Origin of the sequence: Streptomyces sp. UG1 (assembly GCF_049974585.1) — a bacterium.
Lineage (GTDB): Bacteria > Actinomycetota > Actinomycetes > Streptomycetales > Streptomycetaceae > Streptomyces.
In genome coordinates, this window is the sequence record NZ_JBNGGG010000003.1 from 21,150 (window position 1) to 47,003 (window position 25,854).

Sequence of the window (25,854 nt, forward strand, 5' to 3'; positions counted from 1 at the left end):
CGGTCACCTCCGTTCAGTTCCGTTCAGTCCACGAGCGCGACATACAGCGGGCTGGCCAGCAGGACCGCCATGTCGCCCTGAAGGGACAACTCCGGGTACGGGTGGGTGCCGTACAGCATCCGCTTGGCCACGAATTCCACGGTCTGCGTCGGACCACGCAGCGCGGCATTGGCCTTGACGACCGTGGCCAGGGCGTCGGGGTCGGGGATGCCGTCCTGCTCGGTGAGCGCGGCCAGCCGGTCGAGCAGCACGGGCGGCGTCGAGGCGCTCAGCGGCATGCCCTGTGGCGGCTCGCCCGCGATGGTTCCCAGGACATGGCCGGTCGATCCGCCCACCCCCACGACCGTCCGCTCGGTGCGGCCGCCGAAGTAGACCGTGTCGCCCGCGCCATCGCCGAGTGCGCTCCACTGCATGGGCATCACGCCCTGAACGTACTGCCCCGGTTCGTCCACGGTGCCGAGGTCGGCGTGGTCCTCCAGGTGACGCACCACACGCTCCAGACGCGTGACGCGATCGGTGTCGGCGGCCTCGATGGTGCGCTTCGCCCCCGCCATCGTCACGCCGACGCTGAATTCGGTGACGCGCTTGCGCGAGTACGCCGGATCGATCTGCGAGAGCAGCATGTCGACCTTGGCGTCACTGATGTACAGGTAATAGCGGACGGCCACACCCGCTCCCTCCGGCAAGACGGCTCGCCCGGAGGCTACCCCCGTTCCCCATCAAGATGTGTCGGCGCGAACATCCGCAGCACCGCCGGAAGTACGACCATCGAGGGCCCGGACTCGGACAGCGCCTTCGCCGGCACCTGCTGTTCAATGCGTTTCAGCCCCGCCCACCCCAGTGCCCGCGATGGACGACCTCCTCCGCCCCACGCCGGCGCTCCGCGACATGCGCACCCTGCGGCGGCAGATCGTCGGCCCGGTAGCCGACCGTGATCCCGCCGATGGGGTCGTACTCGTCGGGAATCCCGAACTCGGCGCGGAACGGCCCCAGATGCTCGGGCATGATCCCGAAGAAGCAGGCACCCAGCCCTTCGTCAACCGCAGTCAGCAGCATCAGCAGCGCGGCCATCCCCGTGTCGATGTACCAGTACGGGGCGGGCCACCGCGACTCGGCCCGGTCCTCCCACCCCTTGTCGGGCTCCGCGTAGCGCGCCAGGTAGGCCGCCTTGTGCGCCAGGGGCACCACGACCAGCGGAGCGTCCTGCATGGTCGGCGTGTTCTCGACCCGGGTGGGCACGAACGGCCAGAAACGAGCCCGGTCGGCGGGGTCGGTCAGCACGAGGAACGCCCACCCTTGCGAGAACCCTGCCGAAGGCGCCCGCAGCGCGGAGGCGATGACCCGCTCCACCACCTCCGGCTCCAGCGGCTTGTCGGAGTAGTGCCGAACCATCCGGCGACGACGGACCACCTCGGAGAATTCCATGCCTCAAAATCCTGCCATGGCCGTCAACGGCCCCTGGAACACGGCGACTTCCCTCTGGCGCGCTCAGCCCAGATGCGTCGGCGCGAACATCCGCAGCACCGCCGGAAGTACGACCACCGAAGGCCCGGGCTCGGACAGCGCCTTCGCCAGGTCCGCCTCCAGGGTCTGAGGTGTCGTACGCACTCCTGGCACCCCGAACGACTCCGCCAGCGCCACATGGTCCGGCCGCGTCAGCTCCGTCACCGTCGCCGTCGCCGTCGCCTCGCCGAAGGCGTCCGTCATGTACTCGCGCAGGATGCCGTAGCCGCCGTCGTCGACGATGAGCCAGGTGACGTTCAGGTCGTACTGGCGGGCCGTCGCCAGCTCGGCGATCGAGTACAGGGCGCCGCCGTCTCCGGACACCGCGAGGACCGGGCGGGTCGGGTCGGCGACCGCCGCTCCGAGGGCCGCCGGGAAGCCGTAGCCGAGGCCGCCTGCGCCCTGGGCGGAGTGCAGGTGGTTGGGGCCCTTGGCGTCGAAGGCGGACCAGGCCCAGTAGGCCAGGATGGTCATGTCCCAGAAGGACGGGGAGTCGGCGGGCAGGGCACGGCGCACCGAGGCCAGCACCTGCTGTTCCAGGGTGAGTTCCTGCGCGGCGATGCGCTCGGCGACCTTCGCGAGGACCGTGCGTACGCGCTCGGGCGCGGCGGGGTCCTGGCGCTCGGTGATCGTCTCCAGCAGCGCCTGCAACGCCAGCCGCGCGTCCGCGTGGATGCCCAGCGCCGGGTGGTTGGACTCCAGCTTTCCGAGGTCGGCCTCGATCTGCACGACCCGGCCACGGGGCTTGAACGTGTGGTAGTTGGAGGACAGTTCGCCCAGTCCCGAGCCGACCACCAGGAGTACGTCCGCGTCCTGAAGGAAGTCGGTCGTGTATCGGTCCTCGATCCAGGATTGGAGGGACAAGGGGTGCTTCCAGGGGAAGGCGCCCTTGCCGCCGGGGGTCGTGACGACGGGTGCGTGGAGGCGCTCGGCGAGCTGCTTCAGCTTGCCCGAGGCGTCCGCCCGTACCACTCCCCCACCCGCGATGATCGCCGGGCGGGCGGCGTGGGACAGCAGGTGGGCGGCCAGCGCGGTGAGTTCGGGGCGTGGGGGGAGTTCGTCCGGGAAGGCGTCGCCGCCCGTCACCACCGGGATCGACGTCTCGGCGAGCAGCACGTCCTGCGGGATCTCCACCCACACCGGTCCGTGCGGGGCCGTCAGCGCCGACTTCCAGGCCGCCTCGATGGCGGAGGGGATCTGGGACTGGGTGCGCACGGTGTGGACGGACTTCACCACGCCCCGGAACGACGCCGCCTGGTCGGGGAGTTCGTGGAGGTACCCGTGGCGGCCGCCGCCGAGCCCCGCCGTCGGGATCTGGCTGCTGATCGCCAGCACGGGGGCCGAAGCGGCGGCAGCCTCCTGGAGCGCGGGCAGCGAGGTCAGCGCCCCGGGCCCGGTCGACAGCAGCAGCGGGGCCGCCTCGCCCGTCATCCGGCCGTACGCGTCCGCCGCGAACCCGGCGTTGTTCTCCACCCGCAGTCCGATGTAGCGCAGGTCGGAGCGGCGCAGGGCGTCGAACATGCCCAGCGCGTGCTGGCCGGGCAGTCCGAAGACCGTCGTCGCGCCGAGGCCGGCCAGCGTCTCCACGACCAGGTCTCCGCCGTTGCGGCCGGGGGGAGGGTTCAGGGCCGCCGAAACCTGCGCGGGCGTCGGGCGGAGCACCAGGTCGTGGTCGTGGGTCACTTCGCGCGGGCCTCCGCAATCTGGCGGGACATGATGGTCGTCAGTTCGTACGCCGTGTGAGACGCGGCCACCGACGTGATCTCGGCGTGATCGTACGCGGGCGCCACCTCCACGACATCCGCCGAGACCAGGTTGCACCCAGCCAGGCCGCGCAGGATCTCCAGCAGCTCCCGCGACGTCATGCCGCCCGCCTCGGGGGTGCCGGTGCCGGGCGCGTGGGCCGGGTCGAGGCAGTCGATGTCGATGGAGATGTACAGGGGCCGGTCGCCGATGCGCTGGCGCAGCTGGTCGGCGACCTCGTCGGCGCCGCGGCGGTAGACGTCCGCGGAGGTGACGATGCCGAAGCCCATCTTCTCGTCGTCGGTCAGGTCCTGCTTGCCGTACAGCGGGCCGCGGATGCCGACGTGGGAGAGGGCGGAGGTGTCGAGAATGCCCTCCTCGACCGCGCGCCGGAAGGGCGTGCCGTGGGTGTACTCGGCGCCGAAGTAGGTGTCCCAGGTGTCGAGGTGGGCGTCGAAGTGGAGCAGGGCGACCGGGCCGTGCTTCTTCGCCACCGAGCGCAGCAACGGCAGCGCGATCGTGTGGTCACCGCCGAGCGTCATCAGGCGGGCGCCCGTGCCGAGCAGGTCGTCCGCCGCCGCCTCGACGGTCTCCACGGCCTCGTTGATGTTGAAGGGGTTCACCGCGATGTCGCCGCCGTCCGCGACCTGGGCGAGGGCGAAGGGGGACGCGTCCTGCGCCGGGTTGTACGGGCGCAGCAGCCGGGACGCCTCGCGGATCGCGTTGCCGCCGAAGCGGGCGCCCGGCCGGTACGAGACGCCCGAGTCGAACGGCACGCCGACCACGGCGACGTCGGCGCGACCGACCTCGTCGAGGCGCGGGAGCCGGGCGAAGGTCGCGGGGCCCGCGTACCGCGGGATGCGGGAGGAGTCGACGGGGCCACGGGGCGTCTCGTTGCCGGTCATGGGGGTTCGCCTTCTTTCTGATGGGCTTTCCGATGTGCTTTCTGATGTGAGTACGGCCGCGTCGGTCGGCCTCGTCATCAAGGAGACGGCGATGTACGCGGCGAGGGAAGACAGCGAGGAATGACCCTAGGTGGCCGGAAAGCCACCGTGAAGTGTACGTTTCATCCATCTCGTCGGCACTGGGTGGAGGGAACGTACATATGCCGGACCCGGTCGTTCCGCCCACCCCGCCGGTCCCGCTCTCCGCGCTCCTGGCCCGCGAGGACCTGGGGCTGCGCCAGGTCGCCGGGCCGTTGGGGCCCGGCATCGTGATCCACTGGGCGCACACCTCCGAGATGGCCGACCCGTATCCGTATCTGCTGGGCGGGGAGCTGCTGCTGACGGCCGGGGTGCACATCCCGGAGGCGGCGGGGTCGGGGACGTACTTCGACGCCTACGTGTCGAGGGTCGTCGCGGCGGGCGGCGCGGCCCTCGGCTTCGGTCTCGCCCCCGTGCACGACACGGTGCCGCGCGCGCTGGTCGAGGCGTGCGACACCCATGAGCTGCCGCTCCTCGAGGTCCCGCCCCGGACCACCTTCTCGGGGGTGGCCCGCGCGGTCTGGCAGCTCATGGCGCAGGCCCGGCATGCCGAGCTGCGCCGGGTGACGGAGGCCCAGCAGGGCCTCGCGGCGGCGGCCTCGCACCCGGACCCGGTACGGGCCGTGCTGCGACAGCTCGCCCGGCGGGTGGGTGGCTGGGCGGTGCTGTACGGGCCGGAAGGGGCGCGGATCGCGGCGGCGGGGCGGGGGCCTGACGAGACGGCCCGAGGATCACTGGCCGCGCTCGCGGAGGTCGTACGGCCCTCCTCCGGTCCAAAGACCCCCACCTCCGCCACCGACACCACCGCCGGCACCCACCTCTCCGCCTACGCCCTCGGCGCCGGCCAGGGCTTCGTCCTGGGGCTCGCCGCCCCGCACCGCGAACCCGGCGACCACACCATCGCCTCGGTCGCCGCGGTGCTGCTGTCCCTGCTCACCGGCGAGCAGCAGAGCGGGTCGGGCGCGGCCCGCTCGTCGGCGCTCGTACGGCTGCTGCTGGGCGCCGAACCGGAGGCGGTGGCGCCGCTGCTGGGGACCGGCCGGCGGTTCGTGGTCCACGGTCGGCCCGACGCCCAGCCCTGCGACCCGGTGGCGGCCGCGGCGCTGGGCGCGGCCCTCGGCTCCCCACTGGTCGACCTGGCGCGGGACGTCGTACGCGTCCTCGTCCCGGCGGACCGCGAACCGGCCCCGCAGCCGGGCTGGACCCTGGGCGTCAGCGCACCGGCGGCGGCGCCGGACTGGCCGGCGGCGGACACCCAGGCGGCCCGCGCCCTGTCCCGCGCCCGGGCCACCCGCACTCCCCTGGTCCGGCACGGCGCCCACCGCCCGGCCCTCACCGACCTGCTCTCCCCCGACGACGCGCAGGTCCACGCCCGCACGCTCCTCGCGCCCCTGACGGCCCCGCTCACCGAGACCCTGCGCACCTGGCTCTCCCTGCACGGAAGCTGGGACCGCACCGCGGTGGCGCTGTCCGTGCACCGCAACACGGTCCGTCAGCGGATCGCGCGGTGCGCGGCGCTGCTCGACACGGACCTGGACGACCCGGACGTACGGATGGAGCTGTGGTTCGCCCTGCGCCACATCGAGCGGTGATGCGCCGATCCGCACAGTGACCCACGTCGCACGCGCCCCGGACGCGGCCGTTCCCACAGTCGGCTGCCTCACAATGGGAACCATGCCGATACCCGGGACACCCAGCCGCGCCGAGCTCGTCGACCACCTCGTCAGAACCCGTATCGCGGGTGACGTCGCCACTCCCCGCGAGAACAACCTCTCCCACTACCGCAAGCTGGCGAACGGCGACCGCCACTACTGGCTGGGCCTGGAACTCGGCGACCGCTGGAGCGACGAGCAGGACGTCCTCGCGGTGATGGCGGAGCGCGTCGGCGTGAGCGACGACGCGGAGCACCGGCACGGCCAGGACACCATCGACCCCGAGCTGACGGTCGCCGCGCTGGAGCGGATGGCGGCGCGGCTGCGCAAGGCGGCGGACGGCGGCCAGCGGGTGCTGTTCGCGACGGGCCACCCGGGCGGCCTGCTCGACGTCCACCGCGCGACGGCTGCGGCGCTGCGCACGGCGGGCTGCGAGATCGTCGTGATCCCGGACGGCCTGCAGACCGACGAGGGCTATGTGATGCAGTTCGCGGACGTAGCGGTCCTCGAACACGGCGCCACCCTGTGGCACACCCACTCCGGCGAGCCGATGAAGGCCATCCTCACCGGGCTCGAGCTCTCGGGACGTCCCCTGCCGGACCTGGTCGTGGCCGACCACGGCTGGGCGGGGTACGCCGGTCAGCACGGCATCGACTCCGTCGGATACGCCGACTGCAACGACCCGGCGCTCTTCCTGGCCGAGGCGGAGGGGACCGTGCAGGTGGTGGTGCCGCTGGACGACCATGTGGTGAGCCCGCGGTACTACGACCCGATGACGGCGTACCTGCTGGCGGAGGCGGGGCTCACCTGAACCCGGGTCAGCCCGGTGCCGTCTCCGGGGAGTCGGCCACCTCGCCCGGCAGTGTGACGACACCTCCGCTGGACCGTCACCGCGGAACCCGGACCACGCCCTCCTGGATCACCGACACCGCGAGCCGCCCGTCCTGTGTGTAGATCCGGGCCTGTCCGAGCCCCCGCCCGGCGTACGCCGACGGCGACTCCTGGTCGTACAGCAGCCATTCGTCCGCGCGGAACGGGCGGTGGAACCACATCGCGTGGTCCAGCGAGGCGCCGACCACGTCGCCGACGGCCCAGCCGCCGCGGCCGTGCGCGAGCAGCACGGAGTCGAGGAGGGTCATGTCGGAGACGTAGGTGGCGAGCACGACGTGCAGCAGGGGGTCGTCGGCGAGCTTGCCGTTGGTGCGGAACCAGACCTGGGAGTGCGGTTCGCGGGGCTCGCCGAACTTTCCGTACGGCGGCTCGTCGACATAGCGCAGGTCGACCGCCTGGCGGGCCTCCAGGAACCGTTCGACGACCGCCGGGTCGAGGTGGTCGTAGCCGCGCAGCCGCTCCTCGGAGGTGGGCAGCGTCGCCGGGTCGGGCGCGGGCGGCATCGGGGCCTGGTGGTCCAGGCCCTCCTCGTACGTCTGGAAGGACGCCGACAGCGCGAAGATCGGCTTGCCGTGCTGGACGGCGACCACCCGGCGGGTGGTGAAGGAGCGGCCGTCGCGCATGCGGTCGACGTTGTAGACGATGGGCGCGCCCGGGTCCCCCATGCGCAGGAAGTACGCGTGGAGGGAGTGGGCGGGCCGGTCCGCGGGGACCGTGCGGCCGGCGGCGACCAGCGCCTGGGCCGCGACCTGTCCGCCGAAGACGCGCGGGACGACGGCGGAGCGGGACTGGCCGCGGAAGATGTCCTCCTCGATCTGCTCCAGGTCGAGCAGATCGAGGAGACCCTGAAGTGCCTGGTTCATGGCACCTTTTCTATTGGCGGGTAGTTGCAGGCCCCTTACAGGCCCATGTCCTTCTTACAGGCCCATGTCCTTCGCGATGATCGACTTCATGATCTCGCTGGTGCCGCCGTAGATGCGGTTGACGCGGTTGTCCGCGTACAGGCGGGCGATGGGGTACTCGTTCATGAAGCCGTAGCCGCCGTGCAGCTGGAGGCAGCGGTCGATGACACGGTGCGCGACCTCGGTGCAGAACAGCTTGGCGCTCGCGGCCTCGGCGGGCGTCAGCTCGCCGGCGTCCAGGGCCTCCAGCGCGCGGTCGGCGACGGCCTCGGCGGCGTCGACCTCGGCCTGGCAGGCGGCCAGCTCGAACTTGGTGTTCTGGAAGCTGGCGACCGGCTTGCCGAAGACGGTGCGCTCCGTCACGTACTGCTGGGCGAACCGCACGGCGGCCTTGGCCTGGGCGTAGGCGCCGAAGGCGATGCCCCAGCGCTCGGAGGCCAGGTTGTGGCCGAGGTAGTAGAAGCCCTTGTTCTCCTCGCCGAGGAGGTCCTCGACCGGGACCTTGACGTCGACGAAGGCCAGCTCGGCGGTGTCGGAGGTCTTCAGGCCGAGCTTGTCGAGCTTGCGGCCGACGGAGTAGCCCTCGGACTTGGTGTCCACGGCGAACAGGGAGATGCCGTGGCGGCGGTCCTCGGCGCTGGGCGCGTCGGTGCGGGCGCAGACGATGACGCGGTCGGCGTGCACGCCGCCGGTGATGAAGGTCTTGGCGCCGTTGAGGACGTAGTGCGTGCCGTCCTCGCTCAGCTTGGCGGTGGTCTTCATACCGGCGAGGTCCGACCCCGTCCCCGGCTCGGTCATCGCCAGGGCCCACATCTCCTCACCGGAGACGAACTTCGGCAGGAACCGCTTCTTCTGCTCGTCGGTGGCGAGCATCTTGATGTACGGCAGGCCGAGCAGCACGTGCACACCGGAGCCGCCGAACTGCACACCGGCGCGGGCGGTCTCCTCGTACATCACCGCCTCGAACTTGTACGAGTCGATGCCGGCGCCGCCGTACTCCTCGTCGACGCGGATGCCGAAGACGCCGAGCTCGGCGAGCTTGTAGTAGAAGTCGCGGGGCGCCTGGCCCGCCGCGAACCACTCGTCGTAGACCGGAACGACCTCGGCCTCGATGAAGGCGCGGATGGTCTCCCGGAACGCCTCGTGATCCTCGTTGAACACCGTACGGCGCACGCCGCCACCTCCACGTACCTTGACATGTCTAAGCGCTTGCTCAGACTGAAGATACTGGTGAGTACATTGCGGCGTCCAGGGTGACGTTGGCCACCCCGATCCCGTCAGTTACCGGCCTTGCCGTACCGCCGGAAAGCGGAAGTTTCCACCGTCCAGGGACCGAACGGCACCGAGTCCCCGTAGATGTACGGGTCCTTGCGCATGTAGCGGCCCTTGCACGGATCGGAGTGGACCTCGATAGTGCCGGTGCGTGGGTCGACGATCATGTAGTGAGCGATGCCCATGGCCGGATAGTCGTCGAGCTTCTCCACGTAGTCGTTGTTGGGGTTGGACGGCGAGACGATCTCGACGGCCGCCAGAACCTGTGTCGCGTCGACGGCGACGCCCTCCTCGTCGAGGACCGCCTCTGGGATGACGACCGCGTCAGGGAGGCGCATGCGGCCGATCGCGGGATGCTCGATCTCAGGACCGCTGGCGCAGATGTAGCCGGGATGCGTGCTGAGAAGCTGGTCGTCCAGCTGCTTGCAGATGCGGCGGACCGTGCCCTCATGGCGCTTGGACGGGCACATCATGGCCAGTATCGGCCCGGACGGCCCGATCTCGACGCTCCAAGCCCCTTCGAGCTGCTCGGCGTAGGCCCCGAGCTCTTCGGCGATCGCGCGCATCTTCGCGTAGTCCATGCCCATGGACCCAGAGTACCGAGCCGGAGGCCCTCCGACGGGCCCGTCGCCGCAGCTCAGCCCCCCGCCGCCCCGAACGCCCCCCGAGCCATCCGATGCAGCAGCCCCGCCGTCGTCCCCCGCCCCGGCAGCGCCCCCGGCCTGCCCAGATGCGGCGTCGAGTTGAGCAGCCCGAACACCGAGTGCACCGCCGAGCGGGCCGTCGGCTCGGTCAGGTCGGGGTAGACCTTGCGCACCACCTCCACCCACAGCTCGACGTACTGCCGCTGGAGCTGCCGTACGAGCTTGCGGTCGCTGTCGCGCAGGCGGTCCAGCTCGCGGTCGTGCAGGGTGATGAGGGGGCGGTCGTCGAGGGCGAAGTCGATGTGGCCCTCGATGAGGGAGTCGAGGACCGCTTCGGCGGGCACCCCGTCGGCCTCCGCGAGGCGCCGCTTCGCGCCCGTCAGCAACTGGCCGCTGATGCCGACAAGGAGCTCGGCGAGCATCGCGTCCTTGCCGGCGAAGTGCCGGTAGAGACCGGGGCCGCTGATGCCCACGGCGGCACCTATCTCGTCGACGCCGACGCCGTGGAAACCGCGTTCGGCGAAGAGCCGCGCGGCCTCCTTGAGGATCTGTTCGCGGCGGGTGGGGGCGTCGGTTCTGGTGGCCATGAAAACAATTCTAGACAGGGAGGTTAGCGGTCGTTAACCTGGAGGAAATGGTTAACGCTCATTAACACGCGCCAACAGGCGACCACTGGGTGAGGGGACCGCAGGATGCATGAGGCACCGGAGCTTCACAGCGCGGCTGATCCCGCGTCGGAGGCCTTTCGGGCCAACGAGGAGGCCCACCAGGCGCTCGCCGAGGAGCTGCGCGGCAAGCTCGCCGCGGCCCGGCTCGGCGGCGGCGAGAAGGCCCGCGCACGACACTGCGCACGCGGCAAGCTGCTGCCGAGGGACCGGGTGGACACCCTCCTCGACCCGGGCTCGCCCTTCCTGGAGCTGGCGCCCCTCGCCGCCGACGGGCTGTACGACGGCCAGGCCCCGGCGGCCGGGGTCATCGCCGGGATCGGCAGGGTCAGCGGGCGCGAGTGCGTGATCGTCGCGAACGACGCCACGGTCAAGGGCGGGACCTACTACCCGATGACCGTGAAGAAGCACCTGCGCGCGCAGGAGGTGGCCCTGGAGAACCGGCTGCCATGCCTCTACCTCGTTGACTCCGGGGGCGCCTTCCTGCCCATGCAGGACGAGGTCTTCCCGGACCGCGAGCACTTCGGGCGGATCTTCTACAACCAGGCCCGGATGTCGGGCGCCGGGATCCCGCAGATCGCCGCCGTGCTCGGCTCGTGCACGGCCGGCGGGGCGTACGTCCCCGCCATGAGCGACGAGGCCGTCATCGTCCGCAACCAGGGGACCATCTTCCTGGGCGGTCCCCCGCTGGTGAAGGCCGCCACCGGCGAGGTCGTCACCGCGGAGGAGCTGGGCGGCGGCGAGGTCCACTCCCGGGTGTCCGGCGTGACCGACCACCTCGCCGAGGACGACGCGCACGCGCTGCGGATCGTGCGCGACATCGTCGCCACCCTCCCCGCGCGCGGCGCCCTCCCCTGGCGCCCGGAGCCCTCCGTCGACCCCAAGGTGGACCCGTACGGCCTCTACGGCGCCGTCCCCGTCGACTCCCGCACCCCCTACGACGTGCGCGAGATCATCGCGCGCGTGGTCGACGGCTCCCGTTTCGCGGAGTTCAAGGCCGAGTTCGGGCAGACCCTGGTCACCGGCTTCGCCCGCATCCACGGCCACCCGGTCGGCATCGTCGCCAACAACGGCATCCTGTTCTCCGAGTCCGCCCAGAAGGGCGCCCACTTCATCGAGCTGTGCGACCAGCGCGGGATCCCGCTGGTGTTCCTGCAGAACATCTCCGGCTTCATGGTCGGCAAGGACTACGAGGCCGGCGGCATCGCCAAGCACGGCGCCAAGATGGTCACGGCCGTCGCCTGCACGCGCGTGCCGAAGCTGACGGTGGTGGTCGGCGGGTCCTACGGCGCCGGGAACTACTCCATGTGCGGGCGGGCGTACTCGCCCCGCTTCCTGTGGATGTGGCCCAACGCCAAGATCTCCGTCATGGGCGGCGAGCAGGCCGCCTCGGTCCTCGCGACCGTCAAGCGCGACCAGTTGGAGGCACGCGGCGAGGACTGGCCGGCCGAGGCCGAGGAGGCCTTCAAGGCGCCCGTCCGTGAGCAGTACGAACGCCAGGGCAACGCCTACTACGCCACCGCCCGCCTCTGGGACGACGGCGTCATCGACCCGCTTGAGACCCGGCAGGTGCTGGGCCTGGCACTGACCGCCTGCGGCAACGCGCCTCTGGGTGAGCCCCAGTTCGGCGTCTTCCGGATGTGAGGGGGATTTCGAGGATGACCATGTTCGACACCGTGCTCGTGGCCAACCGGGGCGAGATCGCCGTACGCGTGATCCGGACGCTGCGGTCTCTGGGCGTGCGCTCCGTGGCCGTGCACTCCGACGCGGACGCCGACGCCCGCCATGTGCGCGAGGCCGACACGGCGGTACGGATCGGTCCGGCGCCGGCGGCCGAGAGCTATCTGTCGGTAGAGCGGCTCCTCGAGGCCGCCGCCCGCACCGGCGCCCAGGCCGTCCACCCCGGCTACGGCTTCCTCGCGGAGAACGCCGACTTCGCGCGCGCGTGCGCCGACGCCGGGCTGGTCTTCATCGGGCCGCCCGCGGACGCCATCTCCCTCATGGGCGACAAGATCCGCGCCAAGGAGACGGTGAAGGCGGCCGGGGTGCCGGTGGTGCCCGGTGGCCGTGACCCCGAACTCGCCGACGCGGCCCGCGAGCTGGGCGCGCCCGTGCTGCTCAAGCCCAGCGCGGGCGGCGGCGGCAAGGGCATGCGGCTGATCCGGGACCTGTCGCTGCTGGAGGACGAGATCGCCGCCGCCCGCCGCGAGGCCCGCGCCTCCTTCGGCGACGACACCCTCCTGGTCGAGCGGTGGATCGACCGGCCCCGGCACATCGAGATCCAGGTCCTGGCCGACGGCCACGGCAACGTCGTCCACCTGGGCGAGCGCGAGTGCTCGCTGCAACGCCGGCACCAGAAGATCATCGAGGAGGCGCCCAGCGTGCTCCTCGACGAGGCCACGCGCGCGTCGATGGGCGAGGCGGCGGTGCAGGCGGCCCGGTCCTGCGGGTACCGGGGCGCGGGCACGGTCGAGTTCATCGTGCCGAGCGAGGACCCGTCCTCGTACTACTTCATGGAGATGAACACCCGCCTCCAGGTGGAACACCCGGTCACCGAGCTGATCACGGGGGTGGACCTGGTGGAGTGGCAGTTGCGGGTGGCGGCGGGCGAGCCGCTCGGCTTCGCGCAGGACGACCTCCGCCTCACCGGGCACGCGATCGAGGCCCGCATCTGTGCCGAGGACCCTTCACGCGGCTTCCTCCCCTCCGGCGGCACCGTCCTCAGGCTGCGCGAGCCCCAGGGCGACGGCATCCGCACCGACTCCGGGCTCGGCGAGGGCACTCAGGTCGGGAGCCTGTACGACCCGATGCTGTCCAAGGTGATCGCGTACGGCCCCGACCGCGCGAGTGCGCTCAGGAAGCTCCGGGCCGCTCTCGCGGAGACGGTGACGCTGGGCGTGCAGACGAACGCCGGGTTCCTGCGGCGGCTGCTCGCGCACCCGGCGGTCGTGGCGGGCGAGTTGGACACGGGGCTGGTCGAGCGCGTCGTCGATCACCTGGTCCCCACCGACGTACCGGAGGAGGTGTACGAAGCCGCGGCGGCCGTACGCCTGGAGGCGCTGCGGCCGACGGCCGAGGGCTGGGTGGATCCGTTCTCGGTGCCGAGCGGCTGGCGGCTGGGCGGCGAGCCCAGGCCCGTGGCCTTCCCGCTGCGGATCACCGAACCCGTGGAATACACCCCGCGCGGGACGCACACCGTCACGGACGACCAGGTGGCCGTCACCCTCGACGGCGTCCGTCACACCTTCCACCGCGCCGCCGACTGGCTCGGCCGCGACGGCGACGCCTGGCACGTGCGCGACCACGACCCGGTCGCCGCCTCCCTCTCCGGGGCCGCGCACGCCGGCGCCGATTCGCTCACCGCGCCCATGCCCGGCACGGTCACCGTCGTGAAGGTCGCCGTCGGGGACGAGGTGGCCGCCGGGCAGAGCCTGCTGGTCGTCGAGGCGATGAAGATGGAGCACGTCATCTCCGCCCCGCACGCCGGCACGGTCGCCGAACTGGACGTCACACCCGGCACGACGGTCGCCATGGACCAGGTCCTGGCGGTCGTCAACCCGGTGGAGGAGGAGCGATGACCCTGCCCATGGCCGTACCGGCCGCGGAGCTGCCCGCCCGGGTCCGCATCCACGAGGTGGGCGCCCGCGACGGGCTGCAGAACGAGAAGTCGACCGTCCCGACCGAGGTCAAGGCGGAGTTCGTGCGCCGCCTCGCCGAAGCGGGGCTCACCACGATCGAGGCCACCAGCTTCGTCCACCCCAAGTGGGTGCCCCAACTCGCCGACGCCGAGCAGTTGTTCCCGCTCGTCAGCGGCCTTCAGGGCGTGCACCTGCCCGTCCTCGTCCCCAACAGCCGCGGCCTGGACCGCGCCCTGGCCCTGGGCGCCCGCCGGGTCGCCGTCTTCGCCAGCGCCACGGAGTCCTTCGCGAAGGCCAACCTCAACCGCACCCTCGACGAGTCGCTGGCCGTGTTCGACCCGGTGGTGCGGCGCGCCAAGGACGAGGGTCTGCATGTGCGCGGCTACGTCTCCATGTGCTTCGGCGACCCGTGGGAGGGCGCTGTCCCGCTCCACCAGGTCGTCCGCGTCTGCAAGGCGCTGCGGGAGATGGGCTGCGACGAGCTGAGCCTGGGCGACACCATCGGCGTCGCGACACCGGGACACGTACTCGAACTGCTCTCCCTCCTCAATGAGGAGGGCGTGCCGACGAACGTCATCGGCGTGCACTTCCACGACACCTACGGCCAGGCCCTCGCCAACACCTACGCCGCCCTGCAACACGGCGTCACCACGATCGACGCCTCCGCCGGCGGCCTGGGCGGCTGTCCGTACGCCAAGTCCGCCACCGGCAACCTCGCCACCGAAGACCTCCTGTGGATGCTGCGGGGCCTCGGCATCGACACCGGAGTCGACCTCGATCGCCTCGTCGCCACGAGCGCGTGGATGGCCGAGCAACTGGGCCGACCCAGCCCGTCCCGCACCGTCCGAGCCCTGTCCCACGAGGACCACGAGGACCACAAGGAGCAGTGAACCGCCATGGACCACCGTCTCTCCCCCGAACTGGAGGAACTCCGCCGCACGGTGGAGGAGTTCGCCCACGACGTCGTGGCGCCGAAGATCGGCGACTTCTACGAGCGTCATGAGTTCCCGTACGAGATCGTGCGGGAGATGGGCCGCATGGGCCTGTTCGGTCTGCCGTTCCCCGAGGAGTACGGCGGCATGGGCGGCGACTATCTGGCGCTGGGCATCGCGCTGGAGGAGCTGGCCCGGGTGGACTCCTCGGTCGCCATCACCCTGGAGGCCGGTGTCTCGCTGGGCGCCATGCCGGTCCATCTCTTCGGCACCGAGGCCCAGAAGCGGCAGTGGCTCCCCCGCCTCTGCTCCGGCGAGATCCTCGGCGCCTTCGGCCTGACCGAGCCCGACGGCGGCTCGGACGCGGGCGCGACACGCACGACGGCCCGCCTGGACCCGGAGACCGACGAGTGGGTGATCAACGGCACCAAGTGCTTCATCACCAACTCCGGTACGGACATCACGGGCCTGGTCACGGTCACGGCGGTGACCGGCCGGGCGCCGGACGGCAAGCCGCTCATCTCCTCGATCATCGTCCCGTCCGGCACCCCGGGCTTCACGGTCGCCGCGCCCTACTCCAAGGTCGGCTGGAACGCCTCCGACACCCGCGAGCTGTCCTTCTCCGACGTCCGGGTCCCGGCGGCGAACCTCCTGGGCGAGGAGGGCCGTGGATACGCGCAGTTCCTGCGGATCCTGGACGAGGGCCGGATCGCCATCGCGGCGCTGGGGACGGGCCTGGCGCAGGGCTGTGTGGACGAGTCGGTGAAGTACGCCAAGGAACGCCACGCCTTCGGCCGGCCGATCGGCGCCAACCAGGCCATCCAGTTCAAGATCGCCGACATGGAGATGAAGGCCCACACGGCCCGGCTGGCGTGGCGCGACGCGGCCTCCCGGCTGGTCGCCGGGGAGCCCTTCAAGAAGGAGGCGGCGCTGGCGAAGCTGTACTCGTCGACGATCGCGGTGGACAACGCCCGCGACGCGACGCAGATCCACGGCGGCTATGGCTTCATGAACGAGTATCCGGTGGCCCGGATGTGGCGGGACTCCAAGATCCTGGAGATCGGCGAGGGCACCAGCGAAGTCCAACGCATGCTGATTGCAAGGGAGTTGGGGCTCGCGGGCTGAGGGTGCGCATCCCATAGGGCAGCCACAGCTTCGATCTCAAGGGCCCCCACCCCTGGACATCAGCTGAGGTTAGGCTAACCTACCTTCGAATTGTCCGGCCGGTGATCCGCCCTGTTCGAAAGCAGCGTAGCCATGCCCAACGCAAGAGCCAGCCACCTCACCCGCCGCGGCATCCTCGCCACCGGTGGTGCCCTCGGCCTCGGAGCCGTCCTCGCGGCCTGCGGGGACGAGGACACGAAAAACGGTGGCTCGGGCGAGGCCACGACGGCTGCCAAGTCCGGCCCCTGGACGTTCAAGGACGACCGCGGCACCACCGTGAAGCTCGACAAGGTCCCGACGAAGATCGTCGCCTTCGTCGGGGTCGCGGCCGCCCTGTACGACTACGGCATCGAGGTCAAGGGCGTCTTCGGCCCGACCAAGACCCAGGACGGCAAGGCGGACGTCCAGGCCGGCGACATGGACGTCAGCAAGCTGACGGTCTTCGGCAACGTCTGGGACCAGTTCAACGTCGAGCAGTACGCGGCGTTCGCCCCCGAGGTCCTCATCTCCACGACCTTCGACAGCGCCGGCACCCTCTGGTACGTCCCCGAGGCATCCAAGGACAAGATCGCCAAGCTCGCCCCGAGCGCGGCCATCTCGGTCTACGACCGTCAGCTCACCCAGCCGCTGCAGAAGATGTGGGAGCTGGCCGAGTCCCTCGGCGCGGACATGAAGGCCGACAAGGTCGCCCAGTCCAAGAAGGACTTCGAGGCCGCGGCGGAGCGGCTGCGCAAGGCCGCCAAGTCCCGGCCCGAGATCAAGGTGATGGCCGGTTCCGCCAGCCAGGACATCTTCTACGTCTCCGGCACCAACCTCTCCATCGACCTGGAGTACTTCAAGGCCCTCGGCGTGAACTTCGTGGAGCCGCCGGAGAGCGCCAAGAAGGAGGGCGGCGGCTGGTTCGAGTCGCTGAGCTGGGAGAACGTCGACAAGTACCCGGCGGACATCATCATGATGGACGACCGCTCCTCGACGATTCAGCCGGCTGACATCACCGAGGCGACGTGGAAGAAGCTGCCGGCGGTGAAGGCGGGGCAGGTCATTGCGCGGTCGCCTGAGCCGATTCTTTCTTACGACAAGTGCACGCCGTTGCTGACCAGCCTTGCCGAGGCTATCGAGAAGGCCAAGAAGGTCGCCTGAGAAAGGGCCACTTGGGGTTGTCGGGCGACTGCGGGTCCGTCGTGGCTGGTCGCGCAGTTCCCCGCGCCCCTGAAAAGCAGGTCGGCTTCCCTGACGTCGATTCAGGAGTTACCCCATGACCACCGCTGTCGCCGCCCCGTTCCGTTTCTTCTCCCTCCGGGTCGTACGGACCCGGCGGCTCACCCCGTCTCTGGTCCGGGTCACCTTCGGTGGGGAGGATCTGCGGCACTTCTTCTCCGACGGGCGCGACCAGTCCCTGTCGCTCTTCCTGCCGCACCCGGGGCAGACTGAACCCCGCGTGCCCATCGAGCTCGGTGACGGCTGGTGGCAGGGCTGGCGTGAACTCCCCGACGACGTACGGGCCGTGATGCGGTCCTACACGCTGCGCGCCCTGCGCCGGAACCCCGACGAGATCGACATCGACTTCGTCCTGCACACCCCGGCGGGCCCCGCCTCCATCTGGGCCGCCCGCGCCGCCGCCGGTGACCGTGTCCTGTTGCTCGGGCCCGCCATCGCCGACAACCGGGCGATCCGGTTCCGGCCGCCCGAGGACACCGACCTGGTCGTCATCTGGGGCGACGAGACCGCCGTACCGGCCGTCTCCGCCATCCTCGAGACCCTGCCGGCCGGCACCCGTGCCCGGGTGTGGCTGGAGGTGCGCGACGCCGGGGACATCCAGGATCTGGTGACGCAGGCCGACGCCGAGATCACCTGGCTGGTCCAGGAGGACGGCCTCGGTGCCATCCGCGCCGACCGGCTCCCGCCCGCCGAGCGTCCGTACGTCTGGATCGCGGGCGAGTCCGGCCACGTCAAGGCGCTGCGCCGGCACTTCGTCGGTGAGCGCGGGATCGACCGGCGACGGGTGACGTTCGTCGGCTACTGGCGCCACGGGATGACCGAAGAGCAGTTGCGCGCCGCCGAGTAGTCACCCCTGGGATCCACGTGATCACAGTCACGGTCGAAGCAACCCTCGATGCGTGCAACTTAGGTTAGGCTAACCTAAGTCGCACGCACCTCGTGCGCCCCACGCGCCCCGCACCACACGGCCCGCCCCACCGGAGGACCTCCCCATGCGCTCGCACCTGCTCAATGACACGACCGCGGAGCGGTACCGCAGCTCCGTGACCGAAGGTATCGAGCGGGTGGCCGCCAAACTCGCCGCCACCGACCGTCCGTTCACCGGCGTCACGGTCGACGCCCTGGCCCCCGCCGTCAACGCGATCGACCTCGACAAGCCGCTGCTGGACACCTCCGCGGTCCTCGACGAGCTGGAGGACGTCTACCTCCGGGACGCGATCTACTTCCACCACCCCCGCTATCTCGCCCACCTCAACTGCCCGGTCGTCATCCCGGCCGTGCTCGGTGAGGCGGTGCTGTCCGCCGTCAACTCCTCCCTGGACACCTGGGACCAGTCGGCCGGCGGCACCCTGATCGAGCGCAAGCTGATCGACTGGACGACGGGGCGAATAGGCCTGGGCGAGAACGCCGACGGCGTCTTCACCTCGGGCGGCACGCAGTCCAACCTCCAGGCGCTGCTGCTGGCCCGCGAGGAGGCCAAGACCGACTCCCTGGCCAAACTGCGGATCTTCGCCTCCGAGGTCAGCCACTTCAGCGTGAAGAAGTCGGCGAAACTGCTCGGACTGGGCCAGGACGCGGTCGTGCCCATCCCCGTCGGCCACGACAAGCGGATGCAGACCGTCGCGCTCGCCCATGAGCTGGAGCGCTGCCGCAGGGACGGGCTGATCCCGATGGCCGTCGTCGCCACCGCGGGCACCACCGACTTCGGCTCCATCGACCCGCTGCCCGAGATCGCCGAGCTGTGCGAGCAGTTCGGCACCTGGATGCACGTCGACGCCGCCTACGGCTGCGGGCTGCTCGCCTCCCTGAAGCACCGGGACCGCATCGAGGGTATCGAGCGCGCCGACTCGGTCACCGTCGACTACCACAAGTCCTTCTTCCAGCCGGTGAGTTCGTCGGCCGTACTGGTCCGGGACGCCTCCACCCTGCGCCACGCGACCTACCACGCCGAGTACCTCAACCCGAAGCGCATGGTCACCGAGCGCATCCCCAACCAGGTCGACAAGTCCCTGCAGACCACCCGCCGGTTCGACGCCCTCAAGCTGTGGATGACCCTGCGCGTGATGGGCGCCGACGGCATCGGACAGCTCTTCGACGAGGTCTGCGACCTCGCGATGGAGGGCTGGAAGCTCCTGGCCGCCGACCCCCGCTTCGACGTGGTCGTCGAGCCGACCCTCTCCACCCTCGTCTTCCGCTACATCCCGGCCGCGGTCACCGACCCCGCCGAGATCGACCGCGCCAACCTGTACGCCCGCAAGGCCCTGTTCGCCTCCGGCGACGCGGTGGTCGCGGGCACCAAGGTCGGCGGCCGTCACTACCTGAAGTTCACCCTGCTCAACCCCGAGACGACGGCCGAGGACATCGCCGCCGTCCTCGACCTGATCGCCGGCCACGCCGAGCAGTACCTGGGAGAGTCCCTTGACCGCGCGTCCTGAAAACCCGACCACCACAACCCATGACTTCGTGGGAATCGGGCTCGGTCCCTTCAACCTCGGCCTGGCCTGCCTCACCGAGCCCATCGCCGAACTCGAGGGCGTCTTCCTCGAATCCAAGCCGGACTTCGAGTGGCACGCGGGCATGTTCCTGGACGGTGCGCATCTTCAAACCCCGTTCATGTCGGACCTGGTCACCCTGGCCGACCCGACCTCGCCGTACTCCTTCCTGAACTACCTGAAGGAGAAGGGCCGGCTGTACTCGTTCTACATCCGCGAGAACTTCTACCCGCTGCGGGTCGAGTACGACGACTACTGCCGCTGGGCCGCGAGCAAGCTGAGCAGCATCCGCTTCGGCACGACGGTGACGGAGGTGACGTACGAAGACGACACCTACGTCGTGAAGACCGCCGCCGGTGACACCTACCGCGCCCGGCACCTCGTCCTCGGCACGGGCACGACCCCGTTCGTCCCGGCGGCGTGCGCGGACCTCGGCGGCGACTTCTTCCACAACGCGCAGTACATGCACCGCAAGGCCGAGCTGCAGCGGAAGAAGTCGATCACGATCGTCGGCAGCGGTCAGAGCGCGGCGGAGATCTACTACGAGCTGCTCGCCGAGATCGACGTCCACGGCTACCAGCTCAACTGGGTCACCCGCTCCCCGCGCTTCTTCCCCCTCGAATACACCAAGCTGACACTGGAGATGACGTCCCCGGACTACATCGACTACTTCCGCGCGCTGCCCGAGGAGACCCGCTACCGGCTGGAGAAGCAGCAGAAGGGCCTGTTCAAGGGCATCAACTCGGAGCTGATCGACTCGATCTTCGACCTGCTGTACCAGAAGAACGTCACCAGCGGCGGCCGCCCGGTCCCCACCCGTCTGCTCACCAACTCCTCGCTGCACAGCGCGACCTACGAGGACGGGCGGTACACGCTGGGCTTCCGCCAGGACGAGCAGGGCAAGGACTTCGAGATCCACACCGAGGGCCTGGTCCTGGCCACCGGCTACCACTACGAGCCGCCGGCGTTCCTCGCCGGGGTCCGCGACCGCCTCCGCTTCGACGGCCACGGCCGCTTCGACGTCGGCCGCAACTACGCCATCGACACCACGGGCCGCGGCGTCTTCCTGCAGAACGCCGGCGTCCACACCCACAGCATCACCAGCCCCGACCTGGGGATGGGCCCGTACCGGAACGCGTCCATCATCCGCGAGCTGCTCGGCACCGAGTACTACCCGGTCGAGAAGACCATCGCCTTCCAGGAGTTCGCCGCATGAGCATCGGTACGTTCACCATCCGCCCGCTCGACCCGCTGAAGGACGCCGAGCTGCTGCACCGCTGGGTCACCGACCCGAAGGCGGCCTTCTGGATGATGCAGGACGCGAAGCTCCAGGACGTCGAGCGCGAGTACATGCGCATCGCGGCCCATGAGCACCACCACGCCTACCTGGGCCTGCACGACGGCGAACCGGCCTTCCTGATGGAGAAATACGACCCCCGGTACGTCGAGCTGGTCGGCCTGTACGAGCCCGAGCCCGGCGACGTCGGCATGCACTTCCTGGTCGCGCCGACCGACCGGCCGATCCACGGCTTCACCCGGGCCGTCATCACCGCCGTGATGGACGAGCTGTTCGCCGACCCGCGCACCCGCCGCGTCGTCGTCGAGCCCGACGTGACGAACAAGGCCGTCCACGCCCTGAACGAGGCCGTGGGTTTTGTGCCCGAGCGCGAGATCCAGAAGCCGGAGAAGAAGGCGCTGCTCAGTTTCTGCACCCGTGAGCAGTTCTTGGCCGCCCGAGGAGTAGCCGTATGACCCTGTCCGACGCCGTAGCGCATCTGTCCCCCCACCGCTGGGCGCGGGCCAACCGCCTCCTGATCCGCAAGGCCCTCGCCGAGTTCGCGCACGAGCGGCTGATCACCCCTGAACGGGACGGCGATCAGTACGTCGTCCGCAGCGACGACGGCCTGACCCGGTACACCTTCACGGCCGTGCTCCGCGCCCTCGACCACTGGCAGGTCGACGCCGACTCGATCACCCGCCACCGTGACGGCACCGAACTCCCGCTCGCCGCCCTGGACTTCTTCGTCGAGCTGCAGAAGTCCCTGGGCCTGAGCGACGAGGTCCTGCCGGTCTATCTGGAGGAGATCTCCTCCACCCTCTCCGGCACCTGCTACAAGCTGACCAAGCCACAGGTCCCGGTCGCCGAGCTGGCCCGGTCCGGCTTCCAGGCCATCGAGACCGGCATGACCGAGGGCCACCCCTGCTTCGTCGCCAACAACGGCCGGCTCGGCTTCGGCATCCACGAGTACCTGTCGTACGCCCCCGAGACCGCGAGCCCGGTCCGCCTGGTCTGGCTGGCGGCCCACCGCTCGCGCGCCGCGTTCACGGCCGGCGTCGGCATCGAGTACGAGTCCTTCGTACGCGACGAACTGGGCGCGGAGACCGTCGAGCGCTTCCACGGCGTCCTGCGCGAGAAGGACCTCGACCCGGCGGACTACCTCCTCATCCCGGTCCACCCCTGGCAGTGGTGGAACAAGCTCACCGTCACCTTCGCCGCCGAGGTCGCCCGCCAGCACCTGGTCTGCCTGGGCGAGGGCGACGACGAGTACCTGGCCCAGCAGTCCATCCGGACCTTCTTCAACACCTCAAGCCCCGAGAAGCACTACGTCAAGACGGCCCTGTCCGTCCTCAACATGGGCTTCATGCGCGGACTGTCGGCCGCGTACATGGAGGCGACCCCGGCCATCAACGACTGGCTGGCCCAGCTCATCGACAACGACCCGGTCCTGAGGTCGACCGGCCTGTCGATCATCCGCGAGCGTGCCGCCGTCGGCTACCGGCACCTGGAGTACGAGGCGGCGACGGACCGCTACTCGCCGTACCGCAAGATGCTGGCGGCGCTGTGGCGCGAGAGCCCGGTGACGCAGCTCAAGGAGGGTGAGTCGCTGGCCACCATGGCCTCCCTCGTCCACGTCGACCACGAGGGCGCGTCCTTCGCGGGCGCGCTGATCGAGCGGTCTGGTCTGGCCCCGGTGGAGTGGCTGAGGCGCTACCTCCGGGCGTACTTCACCCCCCTCCTGCACAGCTTCTACGCCTACGACCTGGTGTTCATGCCGCACGGCGAGAACGTCATCCTGGTTCTGAAGGACGGCGTCGTTCAGCGCGGGATCTACAAGGACATCGCCGAGGAGATCGCGGTGATGGACGTGGACGCGGTGCTGCCGCCGGCGGTCGAGCGGCTGCGTGTGGACGTGCCCGAGGAGAAGAAGCTCCTGTCCCTCTTCACGGACGTCTTCGACTGCTTCTTCCGCTTCCTCGCCGCGAACCTCGCCGCCGAGGGGATCCTCGACGAGGACGACTTCTGGCGCACGGTCGCCGAGGTCACCCGCGAGTACCAGGCATCGGTCCCCGAACTCGCCGACAAGTTCAAGCAGTACGACATGTTCGCCCCCGAGTTCGCGCTGTCCTGCCTCAACCGCCTCCAGCTCCGCAACAACAGGCAGATGGTGGACCTGGCGGACCCGGCGGGCGCCCTGCAGCTCGTCGGCAACCTGAAGAACCCCATCGCAGGGCTGTAAAGCCCCCGAGAACGGGCGGGCACCCCGGAGTACGGTCCTCCGGGGTGCCCGTCAGCCTTTGTTCAGATGTTCAGGTGTTCAGTGTTCAGGTCTTCACCCAGTGGTCGGCCAAGGCACCTGAGGCGACCGGTAGTACCCGATCCCCAGCGCGTCCCATCGCGGCCCCTGCGCAGCAAGCCGCACTCTGTAGCCCTCCCAGTCATGCGTGGACGCCGGCGACCAGCCCAGCTCCGCCGCGCCGGCCAGCCTCGGGAAGGCCATGTACTCGATGTCGGCCGTCTTCGTGATCGTCTCCGTCCACAGCGGAGCCTCGACACCCCGGATCGCCGAAGCGGGCGCGCCGGGAAGGTAGGCGCCCGGATCCCAGTCGTACGACCGCTTCACCTCGACCAGACCGGCCCAGTCCAGGCCCAGCTCGGTGTCCGCCGTGTACTTCATGTCGAGGTAGATCCGGTCGGCGGGCGACAGGATGAGCCCCGTCCCGTTCTGCGCGGCCTTCGCGACCTGCGCCTTCTCCTCGGCGTTCGTGCTGTCCAGCCCCCAGTACTGCGCCAGCGCCCCCTTCGCCGGCGTGGCCCCGGTGAGCTGGTGCCAGCCGATCACCGTCTTGCCGTACTCGGCGACGATCGGCTGCACCCGCTCCATGAACTTCACATAGTCCTCGTGGCTGGTGGAGTGCGCCTCGTCACCGCCGATGTGCAGGTACTCGCCCGGCGTCAGCGCGGCCAGCTCCCGGATCACGTCGTCCACGAAGTCGTACGTGATGTCCTTGCCGACGCACAGCGAGCTGAAGCCGACCTCGGTGCCGGTGTAGAGCGGGGGTGCCACTCCGTCGCAGTTCAGCTCGGCGTACGAGGCGAGCGCCGCGTTCGTGTGGCCGGGCATGTCGATCTCGGGGACGACCTCCAGATAGCGGGAGGCGGCGTACCGGACGATCTCCTTGTAGTCGGCCTTGGTGTAGTGACCGCCGGGACCGCCGCCGACCTGGGTGGAGCCGCCGTAGGTCGCCAGGCGCGGCCAGGAGTCGACGGCGATGCGCCAGCCCTGGTCGTCGCTGAGGTGCAGATGCAGCTTGTTGATCTTGTACAGGGCGAGCTGGTCGATGTAGCGCTTGACCTGGTCGACGGTGAAGAAGTGCCGGGAGACGTCGAGCATCGCGCCGCGCCAGCCGTAGCGCGGGGTGTCGGTGATGGTGCCGCCCGCGATCAGCCAGGGGCCGGGCTGCACGGAGTCCTTCTCGACGGCGGCGGGCAGGAGCTGGCGCAGGGTCTGGACGCCGTGGAAGAGTCCGGCGGGCTTGGCTGCGGTGATGGTGACGCCCTTGCGGCCGCTGTCGAGGCGGTAGCCCTCGGCGCCGAAGGGGCCCTCGGCGAGGCGCAGTCGGATGCCTCCGGTGCCGTGGGCGGTGACGGGGAGGCGGTAGCCGGTGGAGGGGCGGAGGATGTGCGCGAGGTATTCGCCCACGCGGCGGGTCTCGCGGGAGTCGTCGACGCGGATATGGGTGCCGCGGGTGATCCGGTAGGGGGATCCGCCAGGGGCGACCGAGGCGGGCGCGGGGACCACCCGGTCGAGCGGTCCGGGCGATTCGGCCTGTGCGGGGGTGGCCCCCGTCATCGAGGCGCACATCGCCAACAGCAGCAGCGAACCGAGAAGGCGAAACGTTCTGTGGTGCTGTCTCACACAGCCGTGTCTCACAAGCGTGTCCCTTCCATGAGCCAGGGGGAAGCTCCAAGAGGTCTGGACCACTCTCTCGCGAGACTGATGGAACAATCCACCCCATGGCGGAAATCATCCAGAAGGACGGTACGTGGGTCTTCGACGGCGACGCACTGCGGCTGACTCCCGGCCGGGACAAGAACGTCAGCCTGCTGCGCAAGACACTGGGTGAACTGGTCGTCCCCCTGGGCGCGTTGGCGAGCGTCTCCTTCGAGCAGGGCAAGAAGGCCGGACGGCTCAGGCTCCGCCTGCGCGACGGCGCCGACCCGCTGCTGCACGCCACCGGCGGCCGGCTCACCGAGCCCAACGACCCGTATCAGCTCATCGTGGACTCCGACCGCTACGGAGTCGCCGAGTACTTTGTGGACGAGGTACGCAACGCCCTGCTGCTGGACGAAGTCCCCGCCGACCCGGTCGACGAGTATCTGCTGCCGGGCCCCGCGCTCCCCTTGTCGGTCTCCGCCGGGGACGCCACCGCCAGCTTCGACGGGGAGCACCTGCGCCTGGAGTGGAACTGGAAGACGGAGGACGCCAAGGCCGCCGCCGGGGCCCGCTCCCTGGCCCTCGCCGACATCACGGACGTGGAGTGGCACCCGGCGGCCGGCCTGGAGAACGGCTACCTCCGGTTCACCGTCAGGAACGCCTCCACCAAGGCCCCGCCCAAGTACGACCCCAACGCCGTGGAGCTGTGGGGCTTCAAGAAGGACCCGCTGATGGCCCTGGTCGCCGCGGCGGTCCGGGCCCGCCTTCCGCACCCGACCGCTCCGACGCCCGCGAACGAGCCGCAGGACGACACGGCGCAGGACCACGACGCCCTGCTGCGCCGCCTGCGCGAACTCGGCGAGCTGCATCGCACCGGCGTACTGACGGACGAGGAGTTCACGATGGCCAAGCAGGCGATACTCAAGCGGATGTAGCCCG

22 protein-coding genes are annotated in these 25,854 nt (G+C 70.3%); 13 read left to right on the plus strand and 9 right to left on the minus strand.

The window, feature by feature from the left end:
• Positions 1–23: 23 nt before the first annotated feature.
• The 4 genes from ACP4J3_RS04000 to speB all read right to left on the minus strand — a co-directional run bounded on the left by ACP4J3_RS04000 (position 24) and on the right by speB (position 4,151).
• Positions 24–668 (minus strand): DUF7019 family protein, encoded by a 645-nt coding sequence (locus ACP4J3_RS04000; RefSeq protein ID WP_426530422.1) that lies wholly within the window; start codon positions 666–668, stop codon positions 24–26.
• Positions 669–822: 154 nt separating this feature from the next.
• Entirely contained in the window at positions 823–1,425 is a 603-nt protein-coding gene (locus ACP4J3_RS04005) for a nitroreductase family protein (protein WP_426530424.1), read from the minus strand.
• A gap of 63 nt (positions 1,426–1,488) precedes the next feature.
• Positions 1,489–3,186 (minus strand): thiamine pyrophosphate-binding protein, encoded by a 1,698-nt coding sequence (locus ACP4J3_RS04010; protein WP_426530426.1) that lies wholly within the window; start codon positions 3,184–3,186, stop codon positions 1,489–1,491.
• Positions 3,183–4,151 (minus strand): agmatinase, encoded by a 969-nt coding sequence (gene speB / locus ACP4J3_RS04015; RefSeq protein ID WP_426530428.1) that lies wholly within the window; start codon positions 4,149–4,151, stop codon positions 3,183–3,185. Before speB ends, ACP4J3_RS04010 begins: the two co-directional genes overlap by 4 nt.
• A 200-nt stretch (positions 4,152–4,351) precedes the next feature.
• On the opposite strand from speB, the gene ACP4J3_RS04020 reads away from it, so the two are divergent.
• Positions 4,352–5,821 (plus strand): PucR family transcriptional regulator ligand-binding domain-containing protein, encoded by a 1,470-nt coding sequence (locus ACP4J3_RS04020; RefSeq protein ID WP_426530430.1) that lies wholly within the window; start codon positions 4,352–4,354, stop codon positions 5,819–5,821.
• A gap of 82 nt (positions 5,822–5,903) precedes the next feature.
• Entirely contained in the window at positions 5,904–6,692 is a 789-nt protein-coding gene (locus tag ACP4J3_RS04025) for a phosphatase (protein ID WP_426530432.1), read from the plus strand.
• A gap of 76 nt (positions 6,693–6,768) precedes the next feature.
• Here the strand turns inward: ACP4J3_RS04025 and ACP4J3_RS04030 are convergent, their stop codons facing one another.
• The 4 genes from ACP4J3_RS04030 to ACP4J3_RS04045 form a co-directional block, all read right to left on the minus strand.
• Positions 6,769–7,635 carry an acyl-CoA thioesterase gene (locus ACP4J3_RS04030; RefSeq protein ID WP_426530434.1) on the minus strand — a complete coding sequence of 289 codons (867 nt, stop codon included), beginning with the start codon at positions 7,633–7,635 and terminating at the stop codon, positions 6,769–6,771.
• Positions 7,636–7,689: 54 nt separating this feature from the next.
• Positions 7,690–8,847: an acyl-CoA dehydrogenase family protein gene (locus ACP4J3_RS04035; RefSeq protein WP_194045791.1), complete on the minus strand. Its 1,158-nt coding sequence runs from the start codon at positions 8,845–8,847 to the stop codon at positions 7,690–7,692.
• 104 nt (positions 8,848–8,951) lie between these two features.
• Positions 8,952–9,527: a Uma2 family endonuclease gene (locus tag ACP4J3_RS04040; RefSeq protein ID WP_426530907.1), complete on the minus strand. Its 576-nt coding sequence runs from the start codon at positions 9,525–9,527 to the stop codon at positions 8,952–8,954.
• A 56-nt stretch (positions 9,528–9,583) separates the two neighbouring features.
• Positions 9,584–10,177, minus strand: a complete 594-nt coding sequence (locus ACP4J3_RS04045) for a TetR/AcrR family transcriptional regulator (RefSeq protein WP_426530437.1) — start codon at positions 10,175–10,177, stop codon at positions 9,584–9,586.
• Between the two features lie 105 nt (positions 10,178–10,282).
• Between ACP4J3_RS04045 and ACP4J3_RS04050 the strand changes: the two genes are divergently transcribed.
• The 10 genes from ACP4J3_RS04050 (at position 10,283) to ACP4J3_RS04095 (ending at position 23,217) form a co-directional block, all read left to right on the plus strand.
• Positions 10,283–11,899, plus strand: a complete 1,617-nt coding sequence (locus ACP4J3_RS04050; protein WP_426530439.1) for a carboxyl transferase domain-containing protein — start codon at positions 10,283–10,285, stop codon at positions 11,897–11,899.
• Between the two features lie 20 nt (positions 11,900–11,919).
• On the plus strand, positions 11,920–13,833 hold the full coding sequence (locus ACP4J3_RS04055; RefSeq protein WP_426530909.1) for an acetyl/propionyl/methylcrotonyl-CoA carboxylase subunit alpha: 1,914 nt from the start codon (positions 11,920–11,922) through the stop codon (positions 13,831–13,833).
• Positions 13,830–14,783 carry a hydroxymethylglutaryl-CoA lyase gene (locus ACP4J3_RS04060; protein WP_426530441.1) on the plus strand — a complete coding sequence of 318 codons (954 nt, stop codon included), beginning with the start codon at positions 13,830–13,832 and terminating at the stop codon, positions 14,781–14,783. The genes ACP4J3_RS04055 and ACP4J3_RS04060 overlap by 4 nt, the downstream gene beginning before the upstream one ends.
• A 6-nt stretch (positions 14,784–14,789) precedes the next feature.
• Positions 14,790–15,950: an acyl-CoA dehydrogenase family protein gene (locus ACP4J3_RS04065; RefSeq protein WP_426530443.1), complete on the plus strand. Its 1,161-nt coding sequence runs from the start codon at positions 14,790–14,792 to the stop codon at positions 15,948–15,950.
• 132 nt (positions 15,951–16,082) lie between these two features.
• Positions 16,083–17,129, plus strand: coding sequence for an ABC transporter substrate-binding protein (locus ACP4J3_RS04070; protein WP_426530445.1), 1,047 nt, complete (start codon positions 16,083–16,085; stop codon positions 17,127–17,129).
• Positions 17,130–17,244: 115 nt separating this feature from the next.
• Positions 17,245–18,054, plus strand: a complete 810-nt coding sequence (locus tag ACP4J3_RS04075) for a siderophore-interacting protein (protein WP_426530447.1) — start codon at positions 17,245–17,247, stop codon at positions 18,052–18,054.
• Between the two features lie 145 nt (positions 18,055–18,199).
• The gene (gene desA / locus ACP4J3_RS04080) at positions 18,200–19,642 is read left to right on the plus strand and encodes a lysine decarboxylase DesA (protein WP_426530449.1); all 1,443 of its coding nucleotides are present in this window, start codon (positions 18,200–18,202) and stop codon (positions 19,640–19,642) included.
• Positions 19,626–20,915, plus strand: coding sequence for a lysine N(6)-hydroxylase/L-ornithine N(5)-oxygenase family protein (locus ACP4J3_RS04085; RefSeq protein WP_426530451.1), 1,290 nt, complete (start codon positions 19,626–19,628; stop codon positions 20,913–20,915). The genes desA and ACP4J3_RS04085 overlap by 17 nt, the downstream gene beginning before the upstream one ends.
• Positions 20,912–21,451, plus strand: a complete 540-nt coding sequence (locus tag ACP4J3_RS04090; RefSeq protein ID WP_426530453.1) for a GNAT family N-acetyltransferase — start codon at positions 20,912–20,914, stop codon at positions 21,449–21,451. The genes ACP4J3_RS04085 and ACP4J3_RS04090 overlap by 4 nt, the downstream gene beginning before the upstream one ends.
• On the plus strand, positions 21,448–23,217 hold the full coding sequence (locus tag ACP4J3_RS04095) for an IucA/IucC family protein (RefSeq protein WP_426530455.1): 1,770 nt from the start codon (positions 21,448–21,450) through the stop codon (positions 23,215–23,217). Before ACP4J3_RS04090 ends, ACP4J3_RS04095 begins: the two co-directional genes overlap by 4 nt.
• 93 nt (positions 23,218–23,310) lie before the next feature.
• Here ACP4J3_RS04095 and ACP4J3_RS04100 read toward each other — a convergent pair whose 3' ends face one another.
• A complete protein-coding gene (locus ACP4J3_RS04100) occupies positions 23,311–24,843 on the minus strand; it encodes a beta-N-acetylhexosaminidase (protein WP_426530911.1) in 1,533 nt (510 codons plus the stop codon).
• Between the two features lie 152 nt (positions 24,844–24,995).
• Between ACP4J3_RS04100 and ACP4J3_RS04105 the strand changes: the two genes are divergently transcribed.
• Positions 24,996–25,850: a DUF4429 domain-containing protein gene (locus ACP4J3_RS04105; RefSeq protein WP_426530457.1), complete on the plus strand. Its 855-nt coding sequence runs from the start codon at positions 24,996–24,998 to the stop codon at positions 25,848–25,850.
• Positions 25,851–25,854: the final 4 nt, after the last annotated feature.